The organism is Pedobacter sp. AC379, from assembly GCF_979258145.1.
Map to the genome: position 1 here is coordinate 2,831,827 of NZ_OZ409839.1, position 25,762 is coordinate 2,857,588.

A 25,762-nucleotide genomic window follows, 5' to 3' on the forward strand; every position below is an offset into this window, starting at 1 on the left:
ATAGGTAAAACGGTTTATCCCTACCGGAATTATGAAAACAACATTCAAAACATTGTTGGCCTTTAGTGCCCTATTGATTAATTTTCAGTTCGTAATTGCGGCTGATGTGGTGATCAAAATAAACAAGCGATACCTTAATTTACCCGTCTCACAAAAACAGAACCGCGCAGATATGAAGTTTGAAATTGCGGGCAAGCAGGAACGTGTTTTTAAAATCAGACTGGCAAAGGAGGAAGCCGAATATTGGGTTTTCTGCGATGTAAGTGCGTTAAAAGGGAAAACAATCAAAATTAGTTACGACGGCGATGGCACAGGGTTGAATAAGATATATCAAAATGATGAAATTGAAGGGCAGAAAAACCTTTATAAAGAAAAGAACCGCCCTCAATTTCATTTTACCTCGAAAAGGGGATGGATAAATGATCCGAACGGACTTATTTTTTATGAAGGTGAATACCATCTTTTTTATCAGCATAATCCTTACGAAAGAGAATGGGAAAATATGTCTTGGGGCCATGCCGTTAGTAAAGATATGATTCATTGGGAAGAGCTTCCAACCGCATTGAGTCCTGATGGTACTGGAACCATGTTTTCAGGGTCGACGGTAATTGATTATAACAATACGGCTGGTTTTAACAAAGGCAACACCCCTGCCATGGTGGCTACTTATACTGCATTTACCAACGAAAAACAGGTTCAGTGTATGGCTTATAGCTTAGATAAGGGGCGCACCTGGACAAAATACAGCAAAAATCCAATTATCGATTCGAAAGCCAAATGGAACAGTAATGATACCAGAGATCCCAGGGTTTTCTGGTATGAACCCGGTAAACATTGGGTTTTGGTATTGAATGAAAGAGATGGCCATTCGATTTACAACGGTAAAAATTTAAAAGAATGGACTTTTGAAAGCCATATTACTGGTTTTTGGGAATGCCCTGATTTGTTTGAACTGCCTGTTGATGGTGATAAAAGTAAAAGCAAATGGGTAATGTACGGTGCTTCTAATACGTACATGGTAGGTAACTTTGATGGTAAGAAGTTTACGCCAGAAACTGGCAAACATTATTATGTAACCGGAACCATTTATGCTGCTCAAACATTTACCAATATCCCAGAGCATGATGGACGCAGAATCCAGATTGGGTGGGGCAAGGTAACTCATCCCGATATGCCTTTTAATGGTATGATGCTTCTGCCAACAGCACTTACACTTAAAACCACCAAAAATGTTGTGCGTTTGTTTAGCGAGCCGGTAAAAGAAGCGAGTCAGCTTTTTGAAAATGTAGGCGAATGGAAAAACCTCAACGCGACAGCGGCTACAGAGAATTTAAAACCATATAACAGTAACGACAGGATCCGGATTAAAACAAAACTTAAACTTTCTCACGCCACAAGTGCTGGTTTAAATCTTTTCGGGCAAAAAGTGCTAGACTATGATATGAATTACAATTTGGTAAACGGCGTTTTCTATTCACCGGAGGATATGACCAGTATGGAAATTTCCGCTGATATTTATATCGATAAAACTTCAATTGAGGTATTTATTGATGGCGGAGCCTATTCGTATTCGATGGAACGGAAGCCAGATCCCAAAAACACCGAAGGCTTTCATTTTTTTGGTAATAATATCGAAGTTGAAGAATTGCAGGTGTATTCGGTAAAGTCGATTTGGTAATAAATTAGTTATAAACCATTTAAAAGAATCTTTCAGCGATCGTTTCCCAATTTTCAAGGGAATTTGCTCGCTTTAAATACTTAAATTGCTATTTAAATAAGGGTAATAATGAGAAACAGGTTTTTATTTCTTTTGGCTTGCACTGTTGTGCTGTCTTTTTCTGGTTTCGTATCAAATAAGCCTGCCTACCCGCAATTGGGTATTGTAGCTGGTTTGGCGCAGGATAGTTTGGCTTATTCGGCTGGTTTTAAATTAATCGGCGAATCAGTGCCTAAAATACTGGCACCTGCATTAAGTGATGAGGAGTTTCGTGCAAACCTTAAAAAAATTAAAGCTGCAAAATGTAAGGTATTAAGCTGCAACCTGTTTTTTCCCGGCACCTTAAAAATTGCCGGGCCCAATGTAGATGAAGCAAAGGTGTTGGCTTATACCGAAACCGTACTCTCACGGGCCAAGGAAGCTGGCGTAAAATACATTGTTTTAGGAAGTTCGGGTGCGCGCAGCATTCCTGCGGGTTATGATATCGATAAAGCTAAATCAGATTTTGTAGCCTTATGCAAAAAACTTGGTCAGCTTGCCAAGAAAAACAACGTAACCATTCTACTCGAAAACTTAGAAACTACCGAAACCAACTTTATAACCTCATTAAAAGCGGCTGCAGAAATTGTAACTCAAGTAAATGAACCCAACTTCAGGTTAAATGTTGATATTTTTCACATGCTGCGCGAAGGAGAATCCCCCGACGAAATAATTGCAGCCGGCGCAGTTGTTGGTTTCTGTGAAATTGCTGAAAAAGAAAAACGCACTCTTCCAGGTGTAGCTGGTGATGATTTTAGGCCTTACTTAAGTGCCCTAAAGAAAATTAACTACAAAGGATTTATTTTTATCGAAGCAAGTAGCAGTAATCCTGCTGCTGAATATCCAATCGCTTTTAAATACCTTTCCAACCAGTTAGCCGCCGTTTATTCAAGGAAATAATTATTAAGTCATTCTGCTGAACGCGTTGATTGCTTCTGATTATATTGTCGTAGCCAACAACCTTTATCAAATCGAAGTTTTGCTTCCGCTTATTTGCGGATAGTAGCAACTATCGATTCTTGAACAATTTTTCTTAATTGATAAAGGTTTGCTGTTGTTATGCAAACGTTTGTGCAGAGAAAATTTTAAATGGCAATTTGCTTATCATTATCTTGGATTTTCAATAACGTTTACGATCTTCAATATGATAAAAAGAAATGCATTAATACTTTTTTCCTGCCTGTTTACCCTTAATGCTTTGGCGCAGCAACCAAAGGTAAAACCCAATATTGTTTACATCTTAGCTGATGATTTGGGTTATGGTGAATTGGGTAGCTATGGGCAGCAGAAAATAGAAACCCCTAATTTGGATGAGCTGGCCAGGCATGGCAAGCGGTTTACCCAGCATTACGCTTATCCTGTTTGTGCACCTTCGCGTTTTGGTTTAATGACGGGGATAAATTCGGGCAAAGCATTTATCCGCGGCAACCATGAGTGGGGAGCGCGTGGCGATGTGTGGAATTTTAAAGCCATGGAAGAAAATCCTTTTCTCGAAGGACAATATCCCATCCCTGACTCTACCATTACCATAGCTAAAGTATTAAAAACGGCAGGTTACAACACTGCATTGGTTGGTAAATGGGGGTTGGGCAGCCCAATGACGGCCGGAACACCGAACCGCCAGGGTTTTGATTACTTTTATGGCTTTATCTGCCAGCGACAGGATCATACCTACTATGGCGGGCATTTATGGGAAAACGAAACACGGGTTCCGCTTGATAATAAAATTGTTGATCCGGATGTTAAATTCCCCTCAGATCTTGATCCCCTTAACGAAAAAAACTACGAACAATACCAGCAGAACGATTATGCGCCGGATTTTTTAATTAAAGCAGCGCTAAACTTTATCGGACAGAATAAGCAAAAACCATTCTTTTTGTATTATGCAAGTCCATTGCCGCACGTATCTTTACAGGCACCCAAAAAACTGGTCGATTATTACCATCAGAAATTCGGTGATGAAAAACCTTTCTTAGGTGGTTCCTATTTCCCTTGTCGTTACCCCCGCGCAACCTATGCAGCAATGATTACTTTACTCGATCAGCAGGTTGGGCAGTTGATTAAAAAACTTAAAGATGAAGGGGTATACAACAATACCATTATTATGTTCTGTGCAGATAATGGAACGGCCTTCAATGCAGGTGCCGATCCGGTGTTTTTTAACAGCAATGGCCCCTTTAAAGGAGAATATGGCTGGGGCAAAGGTTTTGTACGCGAGGGCGGTATCAGAGAGCCATTTATTGTATCCTGGCCAGGTAAGGTAAAAGAAGGATCAACCAGCGAACTCATTTCGTCGACCCTTGATATGATGCCTACTTTTTGCGAATTGTTAAATATAAAAGCACCGTCAGAAATAGATGGATTAAGCATACTGCCAACCATTTTAGATAAAGGCAAACAGACCCAGCACAATTACCTGTACTTCGAGTTTCCTGAGTATGGCGGGCAACAGGCCATTCGCATTGGCAATTGGAAAGGTGTTAGGCTAAATATGCTTAAAGGAAACGATAAATGGACTTTGAACGACCTTAAAACCGATTTGAAAGAGCAAAATGATGTTGCTGCAGATCATCCTGATGTGGTAAAACAAATGATGGCCATTTCGAAAAAAGAACACCATACACCATTGATAAAAAGATTTGAAATACCGGTTTTGGAGAAAGAAAAGCAATAGTTTTTATTGCTCATCTTTAATTTATATGGCTTGCAGCTGCCCAAGGTAGTTTTTATAGTAAATTCTTTTGTTTGCGCATTGGTATGGAGGTAATATTTTAAATTTGGCCAATTAAAATTCTTGCTGAACATGACTTATGTAGAAAAATTAAATGCCCTGCGGCAGTTAATGGCCCAACAAAATATTGATGCTTATGTAATTACAGCCGCAGATCCGCACATTAGCGAATACCTGCCTGCACATTATAAAGCCATTCCATTTGCGAGTGGTTTTACCGGTTCTGCCGGAACACTCGTTATTACGCAAACTTTTGCTGGCCTTTGGACGGATTCAAGATATTTTACACAAGCAGAAAGCGAGCTAAATGGTACAGGTTATGAGTTGGTAAAGTTAGAAGTGCCTCACACACCCGAATATATAGGTTGGTTGCTCGAAGTTTTGCCAGATGGGGCCAAAGTAGCCTTTAACCACCAATTAATTACCCTTGCATTGGCGTTGGAAATGGAGCAACAGTTGCTTACTAAAGCAATTGAAGTGACGGATTTGGATTTCGTAAGCACCATTTGGACCGATAGGGTAGGGCTGCCACAAGAAAAAGCTTATTTAATTGGAGAGGAAGCCGCTGGCATGAGCATTTCTGCAAAGGTTGCTGAAGTTAGGGCTGTTTTGCAAACGAATAATACAACACACCATTTTATTTCTACTCTTGATGATATTGCATGGTTATTCAATCTTCGTGGAACCGACGTAGCTTATAATCCGGTTGCTTTGAGTTTCGCTTTGCTTACGCATGATGAAGTGAAACTCTTTATTGATCAGCAAAAGTTATCTCAAACTGATATCGATGTTTTAAATAAACAGGGTGTAACAGTGTACCCTTATAATGAAATTGCAAAAGCGTTGCAGGAGATACCCTTAGCGGCTTCAATTTTTATTGATCCTAAACGTACCTGTTACGGCCTTTATCAATGTTTGCCAAAAACGGTTCAGGTTATTTTTGGAATTAACCCTACTACGCATTTAAAAAGTATAAAAAACGATATTGAAATTAATCACATCCGTAAAGCGATGCTGCAGGATGGAGTAGCCCTAACCAAATTTTTTAAATGGCTTGAGGATGGGCTTGGTAAAGAGCGTATTACAGAGTGGTCTGCGGCAAAACAACTGGCAAAGTTTCGTGCCGAACAGCAATCATTCGTTGATTTAAGTTTTAATACCATTGCAGGGTACAATGCCAATGGCGCACTCCCACATTATAGCGTAACTGAAGAAAGCGATCAGGAAATTACTGGTGATGGTTTGTTTCTTGTTGATTCGGGAGGGCAGTACCGGTATGGCACAACTGATATTACCAGGGTAATTCCCATTGGTGAAGCTTCGCAACGCCAGGCCGAAGATTATACTTTGGTACTTAAAGGACTTATTGAAGGTGCTAAGCTTATTTTTCCGGAAGGTACAAAAGGGTATCAGATCGATGCCATTTGCAGGAAACCACTGTGGGAATATAGCATCAATTTTGGTCATGGAACGGGGCATGGCATAGGCTTTTTTCTTAACGTACATGAAGGCCCTCAGAATATTAGTTCTGCCAATGTAGATGTTGCCTTTAAGCCTGGTATGGTAACTTCAATAGAACCTGGTATTTATCGGCCGGGCAAACATGGCGTACGGATTGAGAATCTTGTTTTATGTACTCAATACGGTGCTAGTGAATTCGGTAACTTTCTCTCCTTCGAAACCTTGACACTCTGTTTTATTGATACCACAATCGTAAATAAAGCCCTTTTAGAACCGCATCAATTAACCTGGTTAAATCAATACAATCAAATGGTATTCGAAAAGCTTCAACCTTTGTTGGCAGTAGAAGAAGCCGCGTGGCTAAAGGTAAAATGTGAGCCGATATAATTTGGATTTAAATATCGTCATTTCGACCGTAGTGGGGAAATCTTTGGGAATGCTTTTAGCGTGTTTAAAAGATTTCTCGGCTACGCTGTGCTTCGCTCGAAATGACGACCGAGGGGGTATGATGGCTTGGAGTAAAGTACCCGTTTCCATCGTCATTTCGACCGTAGTGGAGAAATCTTTGGACTTTGTTCAATAGCATCTTTAAAAGATTTCTCGGCTACGCTGTGCTTCGCTCGAAATGACGACCGCGGGGATGACGGCATGTAGTAAAGCACCTGTTTCCATCGTCATTTCGACCGTAGTGGAGAAATCTTTGGATAGGCTTGTAGCATCTTTAAAAGATTTCTCGGCTACGCTGTGCTTCGCTCGAAATGACGGCCAAGAGGGATGACGGCATGGAGTAAAGTACCGGTTTCATCGTCATTTCGACCGTAACGGAGAAATCTTTGGACTTTGTCAACAGCATCTTTAAAAGATTTCTCGGCTACGCTGTGCTTCGCTCGAAATGACGACCGCGCGAGGATGAGGGCCTAGGGTAAAGTACCCGTTTCCATCGTCATTTCGACCGTAGTGGAGAAATCTTTGGACTTTGTCAATAGCATCTTTAAAAGATTTCTCGGCTACGCTGTGCTTCGCTCGAAATGACGACCGAGGGGGATGACGGCATATAGTAAAGTACTCGTCGAATCGTCATTTCGACCGTAGCGGAGAAATCTTTGGATAGGCTTGTAGCGTGTTTAAAAGATTTCTCGGCTACGCTGTGCTTCGCTCGAAATGACGACCGAGGTGATGACGGCTGGAGTGAATTAATGCAATCGTTATGATCCGCCATCCAATTTACAACTTCCTATAAATACACCAATCCTTTACCGATTTTGCGCTATTTTTGAGATGACTATCCGCTTTATATTTTAAACTATATTTTTGAGTATCCCTAAACCATTTTGCTCACTCAACATGACTATTAAATCAAAAAAAATATCATTAATTACTTTAAAGGCAATATTTTGCTGCGTTTTGGCTTTAGTAAACGTTAAGCTAAGCGTTGCTCAATCGCCATGGATTGCATTAAGTAAAAAGCCTTCAACATTAGGTCTCGAAAAGGGTTTTTCAACTTTCGATGCAGGAGCTTTTACGCTGAAGCTTGTTAAGTCATCACAAACCGTGGCTGGTCTTCAACCTAAAATGATCAAAGATTTTGATTTCGTTCCGAGTGACAGTTTAAAAGTGCGTAGTGCAGATGGCTTATATCATTTAGGAGACATTAATTTAAAACTTCGCAATACAGGGGATGAAGTTTGGAAAAGCTACAGTACAGCGGCAAAAAGGAGTCCTGTTAAAAACATTCCAACAGGTAAAAATGGCTTTGCAGCAGCCGATCTTGCAGCAACATTACCAACTGATATCCCTTTGCAGATAAAGCGGATTTGGGAAATGCAGAACGGTAAACTGGTGCTTCGCTTCGAGCTGAAAAATAAAACCGACAAAAATGTAGAAATCGGTGCGTTGGGAATTCCAATGATTTTTGATAACATTTTGGAGGGAAGAACACTGGAGCAAACCCACGCTAAAAATGTATTTTACGATCCTTACATTGGTAAAGATGCAGGTTATCTTCAGGTGACCAGGTTAAGCGGGCATGCACCGTCTTTATTGGTGGTTCCGGTAGGGCAAACCCCATTCGAAGCTTACAATCCATTAAATGATGATAAAACGCCAAGAGGAATTGCCTTTGAGGGTTTTTACGAATGGATGGTGTACAGTAAAGCCTATGCAGAAAACGAATGGAAAAATGCCGAACAATGGAACAGCCCAACATCGATTGTTTTAAAGCCGGGCGAAACTTGTAATTATGCCCTTCAGTTTATCCTTTCAGGGTCAGCTAAGGATACTGAAAGTAAACTGATCGAAAATAAAAGACCTGTGGCCATTTCTGTTCCTGGTTATGTACTGCCACGAGATGTAGATGCGAAATTGTTTATCAGTTATCCCAAAAAGATAAAATCCATACAGGTTCAGCCAGAAAATGCATTAAAAGTAAAAGTGCTGGGCACAACTAAAAATGGTTGGAAAAGTTACGCAGTTACAGGCAATACCTGGGGTAGGGCAAGGTTATCAATCACTTATGAAGATGAATTGGAACAGACCATAAATTATAAAGTGATTGAGCCAGAAAGTGATGTAATAGCCAGTTATGGCCATTTTTTAACAACTAAACAATGGTTTAACCAGCCTGATCCCATTTTTAAAAGAAGTCCTTCTGCCATTACTTACGATGAGGAGAAACAACAGCAGGTTACACAAGATAATAGGGCTTGGATTGCAGGCTTGAGCGATGAGGGTGGGGCAGGCTCCTGGTTGGGCGCAATAATGAAACAGTTGGTTCATCCGGAAAAGGAAGAGGTTGATAAGTTAAAACAATTTGTTGATACCGTGATGTTTGGACGCATTCAGCTAAAGGATGGCCCTCAGAAGTATGGAGTTAAAAAGAGTTTATTTTATTATGCGCCAGATTCATTGCCGAAAGATACCTATGCGGCAAACATTAATTTCAAAACATGGTCTGCATGGCCAAAAAAGGAGGCCGATAATTTAGGCAGATCATATAACTACCCACATGTTGCCGCTGCACATTGGTTGATGTATCGGTTAGCACGGAATTATAAAGGACTTGTTGATGAGCAAAGCTGGAAACAGCACCTGGTTGATGCGGCGGAAACCGGAATGGCCATGGTGAACATTGCGCCTTATTATGCACAGTTCGGCCAGATGGAAGGCACCATTTTTTACCTCATCTTAACCGATCTTAAAAATGAAGGATTAACAGCAGAAGCAGGCAGGCTGGAAACCGAAATGAAAAAACGTGCCAACCATTGGCGGTCGCTGCAATATCCGTTTGGCAGTGAGATGCCTTGGGATTCTACAGGTCAAGAAGAAGTTTATGTATGGTCGGATTATTTTGGCTATCAGGATAAAGCAAATGTAACGCTTGATGCCATACTCGCTTATATGCCTGTGGTGCCACATTGGGCTTACAATGGCAACGCACGCCGCTACTGGGATTTTCTTTATGGTGGTAAACTTTCGCGTATTGAAAGGATGATTCATCATTATGGTTCAGCATTGAATGCCATTCCAGTTTTAATGGATTACCGAAAACATCCTGGCGATTTTTATCTATTGCGTACAGGTTACGGAGGTTTGTTAGGGTCGATTTCAAATATTACCAAAGAAGGTTTTGCACCAACTGCCTTTCATGCCTATCCATCAACCTTAAAAAACGATGGCATAACCGGCGATTATGGCTCTGGCTTTTTTGGCTATGCGGTTAATACTTCATCGTACATATTGCAGCATCCGGAGTTTGGTTGGCTGGCTTTTGGGGGCAACCTAAATAAAGCGGGAAACACAATCAATGTTAAATTAACAACAGCAGCAAAATCATCAGTGTATGTTGCGCCTGCCGGACTTTGGATTACGCTTGATGCCGGAACGATTGAAGAGGTTAATTACAATACCACCAATGGAGAAATCGGTGTAAAACTAAGCAAGGCAAACGAGTACACGCCAGTTGCAATATTAAGATTATCTCAGCCAGCAAAAGTTAATGGTGTGGGTAATTATTCAGTTAAAAATAATAAAACCGGTAATAGGGGAGCATATGAATTGCCGTTAGCAAATGAACGCGTAACCAATATCATTCTACAGAAATAGCATCAATTTATAAACTTAGTAAGCCTCGTGAAATAAAATTTTACGAGGCTTTTTTTTGTTAATGTACTTTGATAATCAATTTGGTATGTATTTTAATCATGATTTATATTCAATTGACTTATTATTATAGTTTGAATCCCAATTGATTAAATAAACTATTCTATGATTTTTAATGGAATGGTGAGTAATTAGGTGATCGAAATGAATCCTGATTTTAGGAGTATGATTACTTTAAATAAAACCTTTAATTTTTTGTTTAACAATTAGCTATTAATGGAAAAAGTAATATTGTCCATTAAATAATCTGATCGTTATCATTTTTAACGAGGAAGCAAGATTGGCAGTAGAATTTCATGGAGTGAATATCCTTGTAGTGGCGTCATTTCGAGCGGAGTGAAACGTAGTTGAGAAATCTAACGGATAGATATCTTTCCCTATTTAACATCGGTGCTGCGCTCAACCGAAAGAACGCATGAGTTTTTGCCACGGAAGCACAGATTAACACAATCAGGCGAATTTCCTTTCTGTGACTTCTGTGTTTCCGTGGCTAAAAATTAAAGATTGGTTCCTTGTCAAAAGAATTTACAAACTTTCCTTAATTACCCTAACCCCATAAATAGGCCCTGCGCTGTTTTTCGCTTTAGGAAACAGCTTTACGGTAACTTTGCTTTTTCCTTTTGTTAATTCTGTAGGAATTTTATAAGAGATGTCGTAAAAACGGCTTTCCTTGTATTTGTTCAAATCTTCTGTGGCAACATTAACACCATCAACCAGTACATCAAAATTGCGGCCGCGGTTATCCATACCCCAATATGATGCTATTATGGTATTCTGCATAGCTGGATCTACCTTCACATCGAACTGTAAAAAACCGTTTTCACCTGCTACACGCCATTTGCTGCCATGATCTTCACCCATATATTCTTTAGCTGCGGTAAAATTATGATCGCGTTCAGGCTGCATTTCTCCAAACCTGAATACATCGGTGGTTTTATCTTCCAACTCTTTCCTTTTGCGCTTTTGCTCGTCGTATATCTTTTGCTGCACCGTCCATTTTTCAGGGGTAAATACATCCCAATATACACTGTAGTATTGGTTTTTGGTTTGATAGAACGGAATAAGGGTTACATCCTGTGGCTGAGCAATTTTATTGGTTTCAAATTGTAATTCCTGTTTGTTCACTACGCTCAGCCAATCTTTAGGGTCGTTATTTGCGCTTACAAATACTGGTACACCTTTAACCGGATCAGGTTCTGTTGTGCCTAAAACACCCGCCAAAAGCACCGGACCATAAAACACCGCTCTACGGTCGGCATTATCAGGCATAGCCTCTGTATATAATTTTTCTGGTGTTACATAAGTAATTTTATCATTGTTTTTCCAGGTGCGGGTAATCACATAATAACCGGTTTCATCTGGCGTGATTTTTTGCAGCTGTCCATTTACCGAAATAGTAGTTTCTGTAGACCATTTAGGCTTCCTTACCCGGATGGAAAAATTAGATGCTTTGTTTAAACTGAGCGTTAAAGTTGTTTGGTCGCCTTGTGGTAATGCAGTTTGCTGAGTAATTTTCAAACCTTTTTCTTTCCAATCTAAAACTGAAGGAATAAAAAGATTCACATATAAACTTCCATCGCCACCCCTAAAATAAATGCTTTCGTTGTATTTTACATGGTTCTCCATGCCTGTGCCCACGCAGCAGGTAAAAGTGTTAAACTTATCGCTGTATTCTTTTTTACCACCCATGCGCAACGGTACGAAATAGCAAGTCATGCCATCATCGTGGTTTTGCGAAGCAAGAATATGATTATAAAGTGCCTTTTCATAATAATCGAACAGCTCGGCCGAAGGGTTTTCGGCAAAAAGATGTCCGGTTAATTTTAGCATGTTGTAAGTATTGCAGGTTTCGGTAGTGTTTTCGGTAAGCTTATCATTCAGTTTATCGGGTTCACTCAAATACTCGTAATTGCTGTTTCCACCTGTAACATAAGAGTGGTGGTAAACGATCGTTTTCCAGAAGAAATCGGCTATTGTTTTATCGTTTTTGTCGCCGGTAATTTCATGTCTTCTAGCACTGGCAATAATTTTCGGTATTTGTGTATTGGAATGTTTTCCTGGAAGGATATCGGTTTCTTTGGCTAAAGGATCAAGGATCCGTTTATCGTAAAACTTATAAGATAAATCGAGGTATTTCTTTTCCCCGGTGATAGCATATAGGTTAACCAGCGTTTCGGCCATGCCACCGTATTCGCAGAACAGCATTTTCTGCAATAATTCTTCATTTAAGCCTCCAATGGTTGTTCCAGTCCAATCGGCCAGGGCAATGCAGCTAGTTAAAGCTTTTTTATTGTTGGTATAAAGATAGGCATCCAGTAAACCTGCCATAATTTTATGAACGGTATACCATGGTGCCCAACCCCCGTTAAGGTCGAAACCCCCGGTTTTAACATTGCCTTTTGCCAGCTCGCCCCATATTTTGTCTTCATTGGTAAATGCACCTAAATAGCCGTTTTTTCTGGCTTTTTGGCATTCCGCCAGTTCATCAACAATATAATTTGCTTTTTGTAAAAATACAGGGCTGTTGCTCGATGCATATTGCATGGAAACAGCCGAAAGGTAATGCCCAAGCGAATGCCCTGCTAATCCATCTCCTTCCCAGCCACCATAAATTTTAGCTTTTGGCGTTAAACCTGCATTTTTTCTAAAACCCGATAATAACCTATCAGGATCTATAATGGTTAAATAAGCTTCGTCGGCTTTCATTGCCGTTTTAAAAGTGCTTTCCAATAAATTTACTTCCGAAAGGTCGAAAGCATAAGCTTTAATTGGTGTGGTATTTTTAACCTTTATGCGTTTATCGTTAAAGTGTGGTACATAGTTTTGGGCATTTACATTCAGCGCAAAAAACAGTGCACAGCCAAGTAAGCTTTTACCAATGTTTGGGTTCATCATATTAATGGTTTAGGGATGTTTTTACAGGAATAAAATTATGCAATTGGCAACAGCATAAAAACGCCATAATTTGCCGCTATTGTGCAGATTTTACCCATATTATTCGCTAACATAAAATTAATTGTGATTTTTGTACCATAATTTAACTTATAATTCGCAGATACAACCCATATTTTAGCCATTTGGCCAGATCTTTATCGAATGAAGATTGCTTTTGGGATATTTGCTTAACGCATAAAAAATATGTTCGAAAAGAAAGTTTATCTCCAAAGGAGAGCAGCACTAAAATCAACAATAACATCGGGTATTTTACTGTTTTTAGGTAATGAAGATAGTCCGATGAATTATAAAGACAATACTTATCATTTTAGGCAAGACAGTACCTTTTTATATTATTTTGGAATCAGTGAACCACTATTGGCGGCTATTATTGATTTGGATAATGACGAAACCATCTTGTTTGGAAACGAAATGGGTATCGATGATATCGTGTGGATGGGCCGACAAAAAACACTTGAGGAAAAAAGCCAGGATGCCGGACTTACAAAAGTACTTCCGTTAGATCAACTTGATGCTTACCTCAAACAGTACCAGGAAAAGAAAAGAACCGTTCAGTTTTTACCACCATACCGATCAGAGAATAAAATAAAACTTTCACACTGGTTTAATATTCCTGTTGATCAGCTTAAAGAGAAAGCATCAACCGAATTTATTAAAGCGGTGGTAGCGCAGCGGTCGGTTAAATCAGCAGAAGAAATTGAAGAGTTGGATCGTGCTGCGGCAATATCTGCCGATATCCATTTAATGGTAATGCAACAGGCAAAACCCGGTATGTACGAGCGCGAACTTGCAGCAAAAATACAGGGTGCAGCATTGGCATCTGGAGGTAACCTGGCTTATCCTGTTATTTTAACCGTGCGTGGCGAAATTCTGCACAACCATTATCATGGCAATCAATTGCAGGAAGGGCAGTTGGTTTTAAACGATTCTGGCGTAGAAACCGCTTTAGGTTATGCCGGCGATCTTACCCGTACTTTTCCGGTAGGGAAAAAATTCAGTGCTGAGCAAAAAGACATTTATGATATTGTACTTAATGCTTATACCCATGCTAAAAATTTATTGGCACCTGGTGTAAGGTATTTGGATGTGCATTTGGCATCGTGTAAAATGCTGGCGCAAGGATTAAAAGATGTGGGTTTAATGAAAGGAAATGTAGACGATGCCGTACAAGCTGGCGCACATGCCATGTTTTTTCAATGTGGAACTGGCCACATGATGGGAATGGACGTGCATGATATGGAAGATTTGGGTGAGCAATATGTAGGCTATACGGATGAACTGACTAAAAATACTACACAATTTGGATTAAAATCGTTAAGGTTGGGTAAAGCACTTGAGGCCGGTTATGTATTAACAGTTGAACCTGGTGTTTATATTATTCCAGAGTTGATAGACCGTTGGAAAGCCGCCAATCAGTTTACAGAATTTATAAATTACGATAAATTAGAACAGTTCAGAAATTTTAGTGGAATCAGGGTTGAAGACGACTTCCTTGTGACGGCGAACGGAAGCAGAATGCTGGGCAAACATTTGGCCTTAACCACTGAAGAAATCGAATCGATTAGGGGTGAAGCACTTTAACGTGAACACAATGTTATGCAGAATTTATTTGTGCCAACAATTAGGCCCTGAAATAAAACAATATTATAACCAGTAAAACAAATGAAAAAACTAACCTCCCTAACCGTACTCTTTTTAGCGTTTATTACAATGCTTTTCGCACAGGCTCCTAAAAAGGTTTATACTTTGGCCGATACCTTAAGGGGAAGCCTCAATGCCGAGCGTACGTGGTGGGATGTGCAACGTTACGAACTTGCTGTTAAGCCTGATTATAATGATAAAAGCATTACCGGCTCAAATAAAATTATTTACAAAGTTGTGGGCAATAACAATGGCCGTACGCGGATGCAAATCGATCTTCAGGAGCCATTGATTATTGATAGTGTGCGCTATAATGATGGTTCCAAGTTAAAGTTTGAGCATGTTGGTAGTGTTTGGTATGTACATGTATCGGCACAAAAGTTATCGGCTTTAAACAGTGTCCACATATTTTACCATGGCAAGGTACACCAGGCAAAAAGAGCACCCTGGGATGGTGGTTTCATTTTTACTATCGATTCACTTTCGCGCCCATGGATGACGGTGGCCTGCCAGGGTTTAGGTGCTTCGGTGTGGTATCCAAATAAAGATCATCAAAGCGATGAACCTAATTTAGGTGCTTCGTTAACCATGACGGTGCCTGATAGCCTGGTTGCTATTGGAAATGGCCGGTTGGTGTTTAAAAAAGATAACAGTAATGGTACCACCACTTATCAATACAATGTTAAAAACCCGATCAGCAATTATTGCATCATTCCATACATTGGTAAGTACGTTAACTTTAAAGAAAAATATGCCGGTGAAAAAGGTGCACTGGATGTAAATTATTGGGTGCTCGATTACAATTACGCAAAGGCGAAAACCTATATGCCCGATCAGGTGCATAAGATGATGAAGAGCATGGAACATTGGTTTGGCCCTTATCCATTTTATGAAGATGGTTACCAGCTTATTGACGCTTCGCATACCGGAATGGAACATCAATCGGCAGTTTCTTACGGCAATGGATACAAGTTTGGTTATAGGGGCAGAGACATGTCTGGAGATGGATGGGGATTGAAATGGGATTTTATCATCATTCACGAAAGCGGGCACGAATGGTTTGGCAATAACATTACCACTAACGATTTGGCCGATATGTGGGTACACGAAGGTTTTACCAATTACAGCGAAACCCTATTTGTTGATTATATTTTTGGCAATAAAGCTGGTAACGAATATAATTTTGGCATCAGAAAAGGGATCAGAAACGATACACCGATTATTCCCGCTTATGGGGTTAATGCACAGGGCAGTGGCGATATGTACCCAAAAGGTGGCAATATGCTACACGCCATCAGGCATAGTTTAAATAACGATGAACTGTTTAGGGCAATATTGCGTGGCTTAAACAAAACCTTTTACCATCAAACCGTAACTACCAAGCAAATTGAAAATTACATTTCTAAAAAGGCTGGTTTCGATTTTTCGAAAGTTTTTGATCAATACCTTCGTACGGTACAAGTGCCTGCATTCGAATATTACCTAAGAGATGGTAAAGCTTTTTATCGGTACAGCGATTGTGTAAAAGGTTTCAACCTGCCTTTAAGTTTAAAAAAAGATGGCATTAAAACACTTAAAATTTTTCCTTCGCAAAACTGGCAGCAGGTAGCATTGGCCAAAGGGCAGGCTGCTTTGTTTACTAAGCAGGATATAGAATTTATGTATTACTTGCAGGTGAAAAATACCAAATAATTATCTTTAACAGGTTGTCGGGTAAATAAATTTGCCTAAGGGTCGGCCTACATCGTCCTCGTTTGTAACGAGGATGTACGAGTAAAGCGATTTTATCGCTCTTGAAGGAATCATTGTCGCATTGCAAATGCCTACTTCAAAAATCCTCGTTACAAACGAGGACTATTTAAGCTTTAACCACAGATTTACACAGAGATCATTTTTTGCCACAGAAACACAGAAAGCACGGAGAATTTATAGATGATCATCCCTTAGTTGTGTTATCTACATCGTCCTCGTTTGTAACGAGGATGTACGAGTATAGCGATTTTATCGCTCTTGAAGGAATCATTTTCGCATTGCAAATGCGGACCTCAGAAATCCTCGTTACAAACGAGGACTATTTAAGCTTTAACCACAGATTTACACAGAGATCAGTTTTTGCCACGGAAACACAGAAAGCACGGAGAATTTATAGATGATCATCCCTTAGTTGTGTTATCTACATCGTCCTCGTTTGTAACGAGGATGTACGAGTGAAGCGATTTTATCACTCTTGAAGGAAAATTATTTTCGCATTGCAAATGCGGACCTCAAAAATCCTCGTTACAAACGAGGACTATTTAAGCTTTAACCACAGATTTACACAGAGATCAGTTTTTGCTCTATCGTCCTCGTTTGTAACGAGGATGTACGAGTAAAGCGATTTTATCGCTCTTGAAGGAATCATTTTCGCATTGCAAATGCGTACCTCAAAATCCTCGTTACAAACGAGGACCATTTAAGCTTTAACCACAGATTTACACAGAGATCAGTTTTTGCCACGGAAACACAGAAAGCACGGAGAATTCATAGATGATCATCCCTTAGTTGTGTTATCTACATCGTCCTCGTTTGTAACGAGGATGTACGAGTAAAGCGATTTTATCGCTCTTGAAGGAATTATTTTCGCATTGCAAATGCGGACCTCAGAAATCCTCGTTACAAACGAGGACTATTTAAGCTCAACATGACATATCTAATGTAGAATTGTTTTTAATGATACAACCTCTTCTTTTTCATAGGATACCTTTTTTTGTATCTCATTACTTTACAAAATATTAGGTTTTCTTTCATCCGTTTCTGTATTATTCAAATGGCATATTTATAACCATTATCGGTTAAAATCCAACAATACAACCTTTCCCCGATCAAGTACCTTTGGATATAGTGAAGTTTATGATTTAAAACTAATGCTTTGGGTTTAAATCATCTTGTTCCAATTTACAAATCATATATATTAAAACATAAAATCAGAATGAGTATTAAATGGACTGGGGTTTTCCCTGCTGTAACCACAAAATTTACGGCAAACGATGAATTGGATTTTCCGGCTTTTGATTTAAATATCGAAGCACAATTAGAAGCAGGAGCCGAGGGAATTATTTTAGGTGGATCACTTGGAGAAGCCAGTGTATTAACCGACGAAGAAAAGTTTGGTTTGTTATCGCATACCTTAACCGTGGTAAACGGCCGGGTTCCAGTGCTGTTGAATATTGCCGAATCGACCACCAAAAAAGCAATTGAAGTAGCTAAAAAAGCTGAATCGCTTGGCGCGCAAGGCTTAATGTTATTGCCACCAATGCGTTATAATGCTGCGCCTGATGAAACTTTGGCCTTTTTTGGTGCCATTGCAGAAAGTACCAGCCTGCCGATTATGATTTACAACAATCCGGTTGATTATAAAATTGAAGTAACGCTGGATATGTTTGAAGTTTTAACCAAATACGATAACATCCAGGCCATTAAAGAATCAACCCGTGACGTTTCAAATGTAACCCGATTGATTAACCGCTTTGGTGATCGTTTTAAAATCTTTACCGGAGTAGATCCATTGGCAATGGAAAGTATTGTAATGGGCGCACATGGTTGGGTAGCTGGTTTGGTTGATGCTTTCCCTAGAGAAACAGTTGCCATTTTCAGGTTGATTAAAGAAAACCGCATTGCAGAAGCATTAACCATTTACCGTTGGTTTTTACCTGTGCTTGAGCTTGATATCCACGCAAAACTGGTGCAGTACATTAAACTGGCAGAAGTGGCTACCGGGTTAGGTACTGAAGCCGTACGCGCACCACGTTTACCAATAAGCGGAACAGAAAGAGAAAAAGTGTTGAAAATTATTAACGATGCATTAGCTGTTCGTCCACAATTACCTGCAGGTAGCTGGGGCAAATAGTTTAAATACCAAATATGAACGGAAAAAATATTGTAGCCAGTACTTATGTAGAAGTTAATGAAAAAAGCCTTAAAGCTGTTAATCCCGCAACGGGGTTAACGCTTGATGGTGAATTTTTTAAAGCGAATGAAAGTCTTGTTCATGATGCGCTAACAGCCGCAACAGCAGATTTCCAAAGCTATAGAAGTTTAAATAAGGACCTTAAAGCCGCTTTTTTAAATGCCATTGCCGATGAAATTGCCAGTTTAGGTGATATCCTGGTAAACCGTGCAGTTGAAGAAAGCGGTTTACCTTTAGGGCGTTTACAAGGAGAATTGGGCAGAACCACAGGTCAGTTGAGGTTGTTCGCCAATCTGGTAGCAGAAGGTTCGTGGGTAGATGCCATAATTGATACCGCATTGCCTGAAAGGCAACCCTTGCCCCGCCCTGATATCAGGCGCATGCTGATCCCAATCGGCCCTGTTGTGGTTTTCGGTGCAAGTAATTTCCCATTGGCTTTTTCAGTAGCAGGTGGCGATACTGCATCAGCACTCGCATCTGGTTGCCCTGTAGTGGTAAAAGCACACCCCGCACATTACGGAACCAGTGCACTGGTAGGTGGTGCCATTATTAAAGCTGCCGAAAAAACAGGCATGCCAAAAGGCGTTTTTTCAATGTTGTACGATGATGGTTATACTATCGGAGCAAGTTTAGTTCAACATCCGCAAACCAAAGCCGTAACGTTTACAGGTTCGTTTAAAGGCGGTATGGCACTGATCAATCTTGCGCAGCAACGCGAACAGCCTATCCCGGTTTTTGCCGAAATGGGCAGTATTAACCCTGTAGTTCTTCTTCCAAAGGCCATCGAAAATCAATCAGCAGAGCTGGCTAAAAAATATGCTGCATCAATTACCTTAGGTGCTGGCCAGTTTTGTACCAACCCTGGTTTATTGCTTGCCGTTCAATCGCCGGGTTTAGAAAACTTTAAAACGGTTTTAAAAGAAAGTATTTCTACAGTTCCATCTGCAACAATGCTTACCGAAGGTATTGCCCAAAATTATGGCAAACTATCTGCCGAGGTGGTTAGCGAAGGTGGGGTTGAACTTTTATCTGCTTCAACAGTTAAAAATAATGACCTTAAAAATCAGTCGGAAGCCAGAATTGCACAAGTAAGTGCAGCCGATTTTATTAAAAATCCAAAACTCCGCGAAGAAATTTTCGGTCCATATTCATTATTGGTAGTTGCGCAGGATATTACAGAATTAGAAGCTGCAATTGAGGTACTGGAAGGACAGCTTACCGTAACCCTGATGGCCGATAAGCAAGAGCTTCAGCAATACCTAACCTTGGTAAATAAACTCACCGATAAAACAGGAAGAATAATTTTAAATGGTGTACCTACAGGTGTGGAGGTTTGTGCAGCCATGCAACATGGCGGACCATTCCCGGCCACTAACGACAGTCGTTTTACTTCGGTAGGTGCTACAGCTATAAACCGTTTTGCCCGTCCGTTGGCTTACCAGGATTGGGAACAAGAGTTATTGCCTGATGAATTGAAAGATGGAAATCCTTTGGGGATTTTTAGAATGGTGAACCAAAAATTAACGAAATCTCATGAGTAAAACTTTTTTTTGTGTAGATGCACATACCTGTGGAAATCCGGTTAGATTGGTAGCTGGTGGGGGTCCTCAGCTTGTAGGCGCGAATATGAGCGAAAAACGCCAGCACTTTTTACGTGAATTCGACTGGATCAGAACAGGTTTAATGTTCGAACCACGTGGGCACGATATGATGTCGGGCAGTATCCTTTATCCGCCACATGATCCTGCCAATGATGTTGCCGTATTGTTTATCGAAACCAGTGGTTGCCTGCCCATGTGCGGTCACGGTACAATCGGTACCATTACCATTGCCATTGAAGAAGGATTGATCCAACCTAAAATCCCCGGGGTAATAAGAATGGAAGCACCGGCCGGATTGGTGTTAATCGAATACAAACAGGAAGGAAAAAAAGTTAAATCTGTTAAACTCAAAAATGTGGCTTCATACCTCGCCGCAGAAAACCTTCAGGTAGAATGCCCTGATTTGGGTACCCTTACCTTTGATGTGGCCTATGGTGGTAACTTTTATGCCATTGTAGATCCTCAGGAGAATTTTCCGGGATTGGAGAACTATACTGCTTCACAACTCATTACCTGGAGCCAAACCATCAGAAAACGCATTAACGAACTATATACTTTTGTACATCCGCAGGATGCAACGATAAATGGCTGTAGCCATGTATTGTGGACCGGGAAAACAATCGATCCTACATCAACGGCCAGAAATGCTGTTTTTTATGGTGATAAAGCCATAGATCGATCGCCATGCGGCACCGGAACTTCGGCGCGTTTGGCCCAATGGTATGCTAAAGGAAAGCTTAAACAAGGGGAGGATTTTATCCACGAAAGTTTTATCGGTAGTAAGTTTATTGGCAGGGTAGAAGAGGTGGTAGATTTAAATGGCATCAAAGCGATAATACCAAGTGTAGAGGGCTGGGCAAAAATTTATGGATACAATACCATTAAAATTGATGCTGAGGATGATCCCTATGCTTATGGATTTCAGGTGATTTAGTAATAATAAAAAGAATGACGAAAGTATTAATTATAGGCGGCGGAATTGTAGGCTTAACATCAGCATATTATTTGCAGAAAAAGGGCTACGAGGTAACCATTTTAGATAAGGGAGAAATTACCGATAACTGTTCTTTCGGTAACGCAGGGATGATTGTGCCAAGTCATTTTGTGCCATTGGCCGCTCCAGGTATGATTAAACAGGGTATTAGATGGATGTTTAACAGCAAAAGTCCGTTTTATGTGCGCCCATCGTTAAACGGGAATCTCATTAACTGGGGATTAAAGTTTATGAAACACGCCACGGCAAAGCATGTAAGTCAATCGGCAGAACCCTTGCGCGATCTTTCATTGTTGAGCAAAAAGTTGTATGAAGGTTTGGCTAAAGAACCCGATTTTAACTTCGAACTCACCAATAAAGGCATTCTTGCATTTTATAAAACCGAAAAGGCAGGCGAAGAAGAAGCACACTTGGCCGAAAAAGCAATTGAACTCGGTTTGGATATGGCTGTGCTCACCGCAGATGAATGTAGCGCTTTACAACCTGATTTAAAATTAGATGTGTTGGGTGCGGTACATTACCGTTGTGATGCACACCTTTACCCCACCAAGTTGATGAATGCCCTGTTGAAGTATTTAATTGATAACGGTGTGAACATTGAACGTGGAAAAGAGGTTGATAAAATTGAAACTTCGGGCAATCGCATTGCTAAAGTTTTTACCGGTAACCAGGCCTGGGAGGCCGATCAGTATGTAATTGCTACAGGATCGTGGTCGCCGGCGGTAGCTAAAATGGCCGATCTTAATATCTCATTAATGCCCGGTAAAGGATATTCCTTTATGGAAGCAGAACCTCAAAACCGTTTAACAATCCCTGCATTATTGTGCGAAGCCAGGGTAGCCATTACGCCAATGAACGGGCAGATCAGGTATGGAGGGACAATGGAATTGGATAAAATTAATAACAGAATTAATATGCAAAGGGTTAAAGGTATTGTAGAATCTGTACCTAAATATTTCCCTGACTTAAAACCTGCAATTCCTGCCGAAAAAGATATCTGGTATGGCTTCCGTCCGTCATCACCAGATGGATTACCTTATATTGGCAGAAGTGAAAAACGGGAAAATTTAATTGTAGCCACCGGGCATGGTATGATGGGATTGAGCTTAGGGCCTGCTACAGGTTTACTGGTAAGCCAGATTGTTGCTGGTATGGATACCGATCTAAAATTGGAGCCATATGCCGTAGTTCGATAACGGGCTTTGGTTTTTTCAGCTTGTATGTAGTATTCCCAGAGAAGTCAAGTTTTAAAAACTTGACTTCTCTTTTTTGCGATTTATTTTTGTAAAAAATAGAACTTACCTAGTTTAATTGCCTTAAAACTTACATCCGCATTAAGATTCCCGCATGCGCGGGAATGACGACCGTGTTAAAAGATTTGCTAAAAGGATTGCTTTTGATCGCTCTTCTATTTTACTGCTCCTAAGGTTTGTGGGCGATCGTCATTGCGAAGCCAATTTTTCATTGGAAGAAGCAATCTTTTATATTCAGCAATTGCTTCCTATCTCACAATGCCGATATTATTAGCACACTTAGCGTTTTATACTTTCAGCCCCAGAGAAGTCAAGTTTTAAAAACTTGACTTCTCTTTTTTTTGAGATTTATTTTTGTAAAAAATAGAACTTACTTAGTTTAATTGCCTTAAAGCCTTACATCCGCATTAAGATTCCCGCATGCGCAAGAATGACGGCCGGGTTAAAAAACTTGCTAAAAAGATTGCTTTTGATCGCTCTTTTATTTTACTGCTCGTAAGGTAAGGTTTGTACGCGGTCGTCATTGCGAAGCCAATTTTTCATTGGATGAAGCAATCTTTTTATACTCTGCAATCACTTCGTACCTCAGCAATGCCGATATTATTTAGCACACTTACCTTTTTATACTTTCAGCCCCAGAGAAGTCAAGTTTTATCGGCTTAACTTTAATGATATTGAGACGCAAAGACCAAAAAATTAGAAATAACCCTAATTGATTTTAATTTATTTATTTGTTTCTCTCCATTTGTTAACGACTATATTTCCAATAACGATGACTAGAATTAAAATGAACAGGTCGGCAATGAAATATTTAGTTGAAAAACCAAAATCAGATGTAATAGAAGGGTTAGAAAATTTTCCTCCTGAATAGAGATAAAAATTAAAGGGAAAACCAATCTTAGTAAAACCGTCGGATGCTGCATTGTCCTGATAAGAAATAGCAGTTAACAATGCAAAAATCAGCAACATAATTATTGTGGGAATTAGTTTTAGCTTCATGTTAATTTAAATTTAGCTTTCCATTTCGATATGCATTTATTAACAGGTTAATCTGATCTCCTACCACTGTAGTAGAAGTTAAATCCGTATTATACTTGCTTCCACCAGAAAACATAATATTTGTGCTATCTTTTGTGTTTTGTTTAGCATGTGTCCAATATTGTCTTGAATCAGATCTTAATGTACTTTGATCATCTACATGTAACAACGAAAATGTATGTCCAAGTTCATGTGGAATGGTATTGTTATCTAACCCTTGAATGATATTGTTTACATAAGAAACGTTCAAACTTACAGTACTTCCACCAATATTATGCGCAAAGCCATACAAATTTTTCATTTCACCAATGTTATCCATTATTTGTATTAGGTGCTCGTTGTTCATTTTTTGATCAGGGTTTCTAACTATTCTATACTTCATAAAAAAAGAAACGTTCACTGTTTTCTTTATCGTTGAAAAGAATGTTTTGTAAGCAAAGCCATCTAAACCGCTATTTATAATTCGATTATGGTTATTGAATTTACTGATTGGGAAATTAATATACGTTTGGTAACTGATCTGATAAGACCTCTTTAATTGTGTTTCCATTACTGAAGCCAGCCTAAATAAATTTGTTACCTTATCTTTTGTCCTATCAAGGATAGCAACCTTAAGTTTTAGCCCCAGAGAAGTCAAGTTTTAAAAACTTGACTTCTCTTTTTTGCGATTTAGTTTTTGTAAACAAATAGAACTTACCTAGTTCAATTGCCTTAAAGCCTTACATCAGCATTAAGATTCCCGCATGCGCGAGAATGACGGCCGTGTTAAAAAACTTGCTCAAAGACTTGCTTCTGATCGCTCTTCTATTTTACTGCTCCTAAGGTAAGGTTTGTGGGCGATCGTCATTGCGAAGCCAATTTTTCATTGGATGAAGCAATCTTTTTATACTCAGCAATCACTTCGTCATTTCTTAACCTCTGTGCCGCCCAATGACGATTTTTTTATCAGAATCAGTCAATTTACTTTGAAACCTTCCTGCCGTGGGCAGCGGCAAAACAAAGTAAAATCTTACATTTTACCTTAAAGTATCATTCCCAAAAAAACAATTTTGTGAATAACTGGTTGTTTGCCATTCCTTTAATCAGTTATAATTGCGTTAAAACCATCGCTATACGTTGTAAACTAGGTTTTTAGTAGCGTTTTCACCTTAAATTGAGGATAAAATCCGTCATATATTATCAAATTGTAGCAGGATTTTAACCTTATCTTTCTTTTATTGGTTTTTTAGGGTTAATATCCTTACATTCAATTCGTAATCAACAAACCAACCTAACTAAACTAAATCATGAAAGTATTACCATTTACCATGCTTGTTCCCGATGACAAGAGTGTGATATCGGAACATATTGAACTGCCTTATTTTTATCAGTACCTGCACCGCCACGATGAATGGCAGATCACTTACATAGAAAAAGGGGAGGGCACATTAATCGCCGGTAACGATATGCACGCCTTCCGATCGGGAGATGTTTTCGTAATTGGTGCAAAGCTTCCTCATTTATTTAAAAGTAACCCCGAGTATTTTTCTGCAGATAACCACAAAACCATTAAAGCCTGTTCAGTTTACTTCAATCCCAATGGTATACTGGCTGCACTCTTTAACCTTCCTGAAATGAAAATGGCCAGTGCTTTTTTGGCGAAGAACAAACACGGCTTCAAAATTTCAAACGGTTTTACTAAAGATATCATCGCTAAAATTTTTAATGTGCACCATGCATCTGGTGTAGATGTACTGTTTAATTTTTTAAAATTGGTTAATGGCCTGCAAGATTTAAACGAGAATGTAGAATCGCTTTGCTCGGATATGTACTCATCTAACGTAACCGAAAATGAAGGGATGCGCTTGAGTAAAATCATCAATTTTATTACCGAAAATTACAACAACCAAATTTCTTTAGAGGATGTTGCAAATGCTGCTTTTATGACTCCGCAAGCCTTTTGCCGATATTTTAAGAAACATACAGGGCATACTTTCGTTTCGTTTTTAAATGAAGTAAGAATTAACGATGCCTGTAAAAGTCTGATTTCCGGAGAAAAAGCCGATTGCATATCTGGTGTAGCGTACAAAGCAGGTTTTAACAGCATCACCAATTTTAACCGGGTATTTAAAAGCATTATTGGCCAATCACCACGGGCATATATCGATACTTACAACAGCGTAAGCAGGGTAAGTTACGTGGGCGCATAAGTCACAATTTTAATTTCAAACCTAAAATAGCAAGCCGTT

15 protein-coding genes are annotated in these 25,762 nt (G+C 39.6%); 12 read left to right on the plus strand and 3 right to left on the minus strand.

The annotated features are described in order from the left end of the window. Positions 1-31 precede the first annotated feature (31 nt). The 5 genes from ACZZZW_RS12730 to ACZZZW_RS12750 all read left to right on the plus strand — a co-directional run bounded on the left by ACZZZW_RS12730 (position 32) and on the right by ACZZZW_RS12750 (position 10,049). The gene (locus ACZZZW_RS12730) at positions 32-1,678 is read left to right on the plus strand and encodes a glycoside hydrolase family 32 protein (RefSeq protein ID WP_055904454.1); all 1,647 of its coding nucleotides are present in this window, start codon (positions 32-34) and stop codon (positions 1,676-1,678) included. A gap of 108 nt (positions 1,679-1,786) precedes the next feature. After that, a complete protein-coding gene (locus ACZZZW_RS12735; protein WP_055904456.1) occupies positions 1,787-2,656 on the plus strand; it encodes a sugar phosphate isomerase/epimerase family protein in 870 nt (289 codons plus the stop codon). 244 nt (positions 2,657-2,900) lie between these two features. Continuing rightward, entirely contained in the window at positions 2,901-4,430 is a 1,530-nt protein-coding gene (locus tag ACZZZW_RS12740; RefSeq protein WP_463493823.1) for an arylsulfatase, read from the plus strand. Between the two features lie 129 nt (positions 4,431-4,559). Next, complete coding sequence (locus tag ACZZZW_RS12745) at positions 4,560-6,335, plus strand: aminopeptidase P family protein (protein ID WP_055904459.1); 1,776 nt, start codon at positions 4,560-4,562, stop codon at positions 6,333-6,335. Between the two features lie 957 nt (positions 6,336-7,292). Then, entirely contained in the window at positions 7,293-10,049 is a 2,757-nt protein-coding gene (locus ACZZZW_RS12750; protein ID WP_463493825.1) for a DUF5695 domain-containing protein, read from the plus strand. A 582-nt stretch (positions 10,050-10,631) separates the two neighbouring features. Here the strand turns inward: ACZZZW_RS12750 and ACZZZW_RS12755 are convergent. Beyond that, positions 10,632-13,001, minus strand: coding sequence for a beta-L-arabinofuranosidase domain-containing protein (locus ACZZZW_RS12755; RefSeq protein ID WP_463493827.1), 2,370 nt, complete (start codon positions 12,999-13,001; stop codon positions 10,632-10,634). A 243-nt stretch (positions 13,002-13,244) separates the two neighbouring features. Between ACZZZW_RS12755 and ACZZZW_RS12760 the strand changes: the two genes are divergently transcribed. The 6 genes from ACZZZW_RS12760 to ACZZZW_RS12785 all read left to right on the plus strand — a co-directional run bounded on the left by ACZZZW_RS12760 (position 13,245) and on the right by ACZZZW_RS12785 (position 22,439). Then, positions 13,245-14,642 (plus strand): aminopeptidase P family protein, encoded by a 1,398-nt coding sequence (locus tag ACZZZW_RS12760; RefSeq protein ID WP_463493829.1) that lies wholly within the window; start codon positions 13,245-13,247, stop codon positions 14,640-14,642. Between the two features lie 81 nt (positions 14,643-14,723). Further along, positions 14,724-16,394 (plus strand): M1 family metallopeptidase, encoded by a 1,671-nt coding sequence (locus ACZZZW_RS12765; protein ID WP_055904468.1) that lies wholly within the window; start codon positions 14,724-14,726, stop codon positions 16,392-16,394. 1,276 nt (positions 16,395-17,670) lie between these two features. After that, positions 17,671-18,588, plus strand: coding sequence for a dihydrodipicolinate synthase family protein (locus tag ACZZZW_RS12770; protein ID WP_055904471.1), 918 nt, complete (start codon positions 17,671-17,673; stop codon positions 18,586-18,588). Positions 18,589-18,602: 14 nt separating this feature from the next. Continuing rightward, positions 18,603-20,189, plus strand: coding sequence for an aldehyde dehydrogenase (NADP(+)) (locus ACZZZW_RS12775; protein ID WP_463493832.1), 1,587 nt, complete (start codon positions 18,603-18,605; stop codon positions 20,187-20,189). Then, entirely contained in the window at positions 20,182-21,183 is a 1,002-nt protein-coding gene (locus ACZZZW_RS12780) for a 4-hydroxyproline epimerase (protein WP_055904479.1), read from the plus strand. Before ACZZZW_RS12775 ends, ACZZZW_RS12780 begins: the two co-directional genes overlap by 8 nt. 14 nt (positions 21,184-21,197) lie before the next feature. Continuing rightward, complete coding sequence (locus ACZZZW_RS12785; RefSeq protein ID WP_055904482.1) at positions 21,198-22,439, plus strand: NAD(P)/FAD-dependent oxidoreductase; 1,242 nt, start codon at positions 21,198-21,200, stop codon at positions 22,437-22,439. A gap of 780 nt (positions 22,440-23,219) precedes the next feature. Here ACZZZW_RS12785 and ACZZZW_RS12790 read toward each other — a convergent pair. Further along, positions 23,220-23,495 (minus strand): hypothetical protein, encoded by a 276-nt coding sequence (locus ACZZZW_RS12790; RefSeq protein WP_055904485.1) that lies wholly within the window; start codon positions 23,493-23,495, stop codon positions 23,220-23,222. Between the two features lies 1 nt (position 23,496). Next, the gene (locus ACZZZW_RS12795; protein WP_162235786.1) at positions 23,497-24,084 is read right to left on the minus strand and encodes a hypothetical protein; all 588 of its coding nucleotides are present in this window, start codon (positions 24,082-24,084) and stop codon (positions 23,497-23,499) included. A 736-nt stretch (positions 24,085-24,820) separates the two neighbouring features. Between ACZZZW_RS12795 and ACZZZW_RS12800 the strand changes: the two genes are divergently transcribed. Then, positions 24,821-25,723, plus strand: a complete 903-nt coding sequence (locus ACZZZW_RS12800) for an AraC family transcriptional regulator (RefSeq protein WP_055904491.1) — start codon at positions 24,821-24,823, stop codon at positions 25,721-25,723. Positions 25,724-25,762 lie beyond the last annotated feature (39 nt).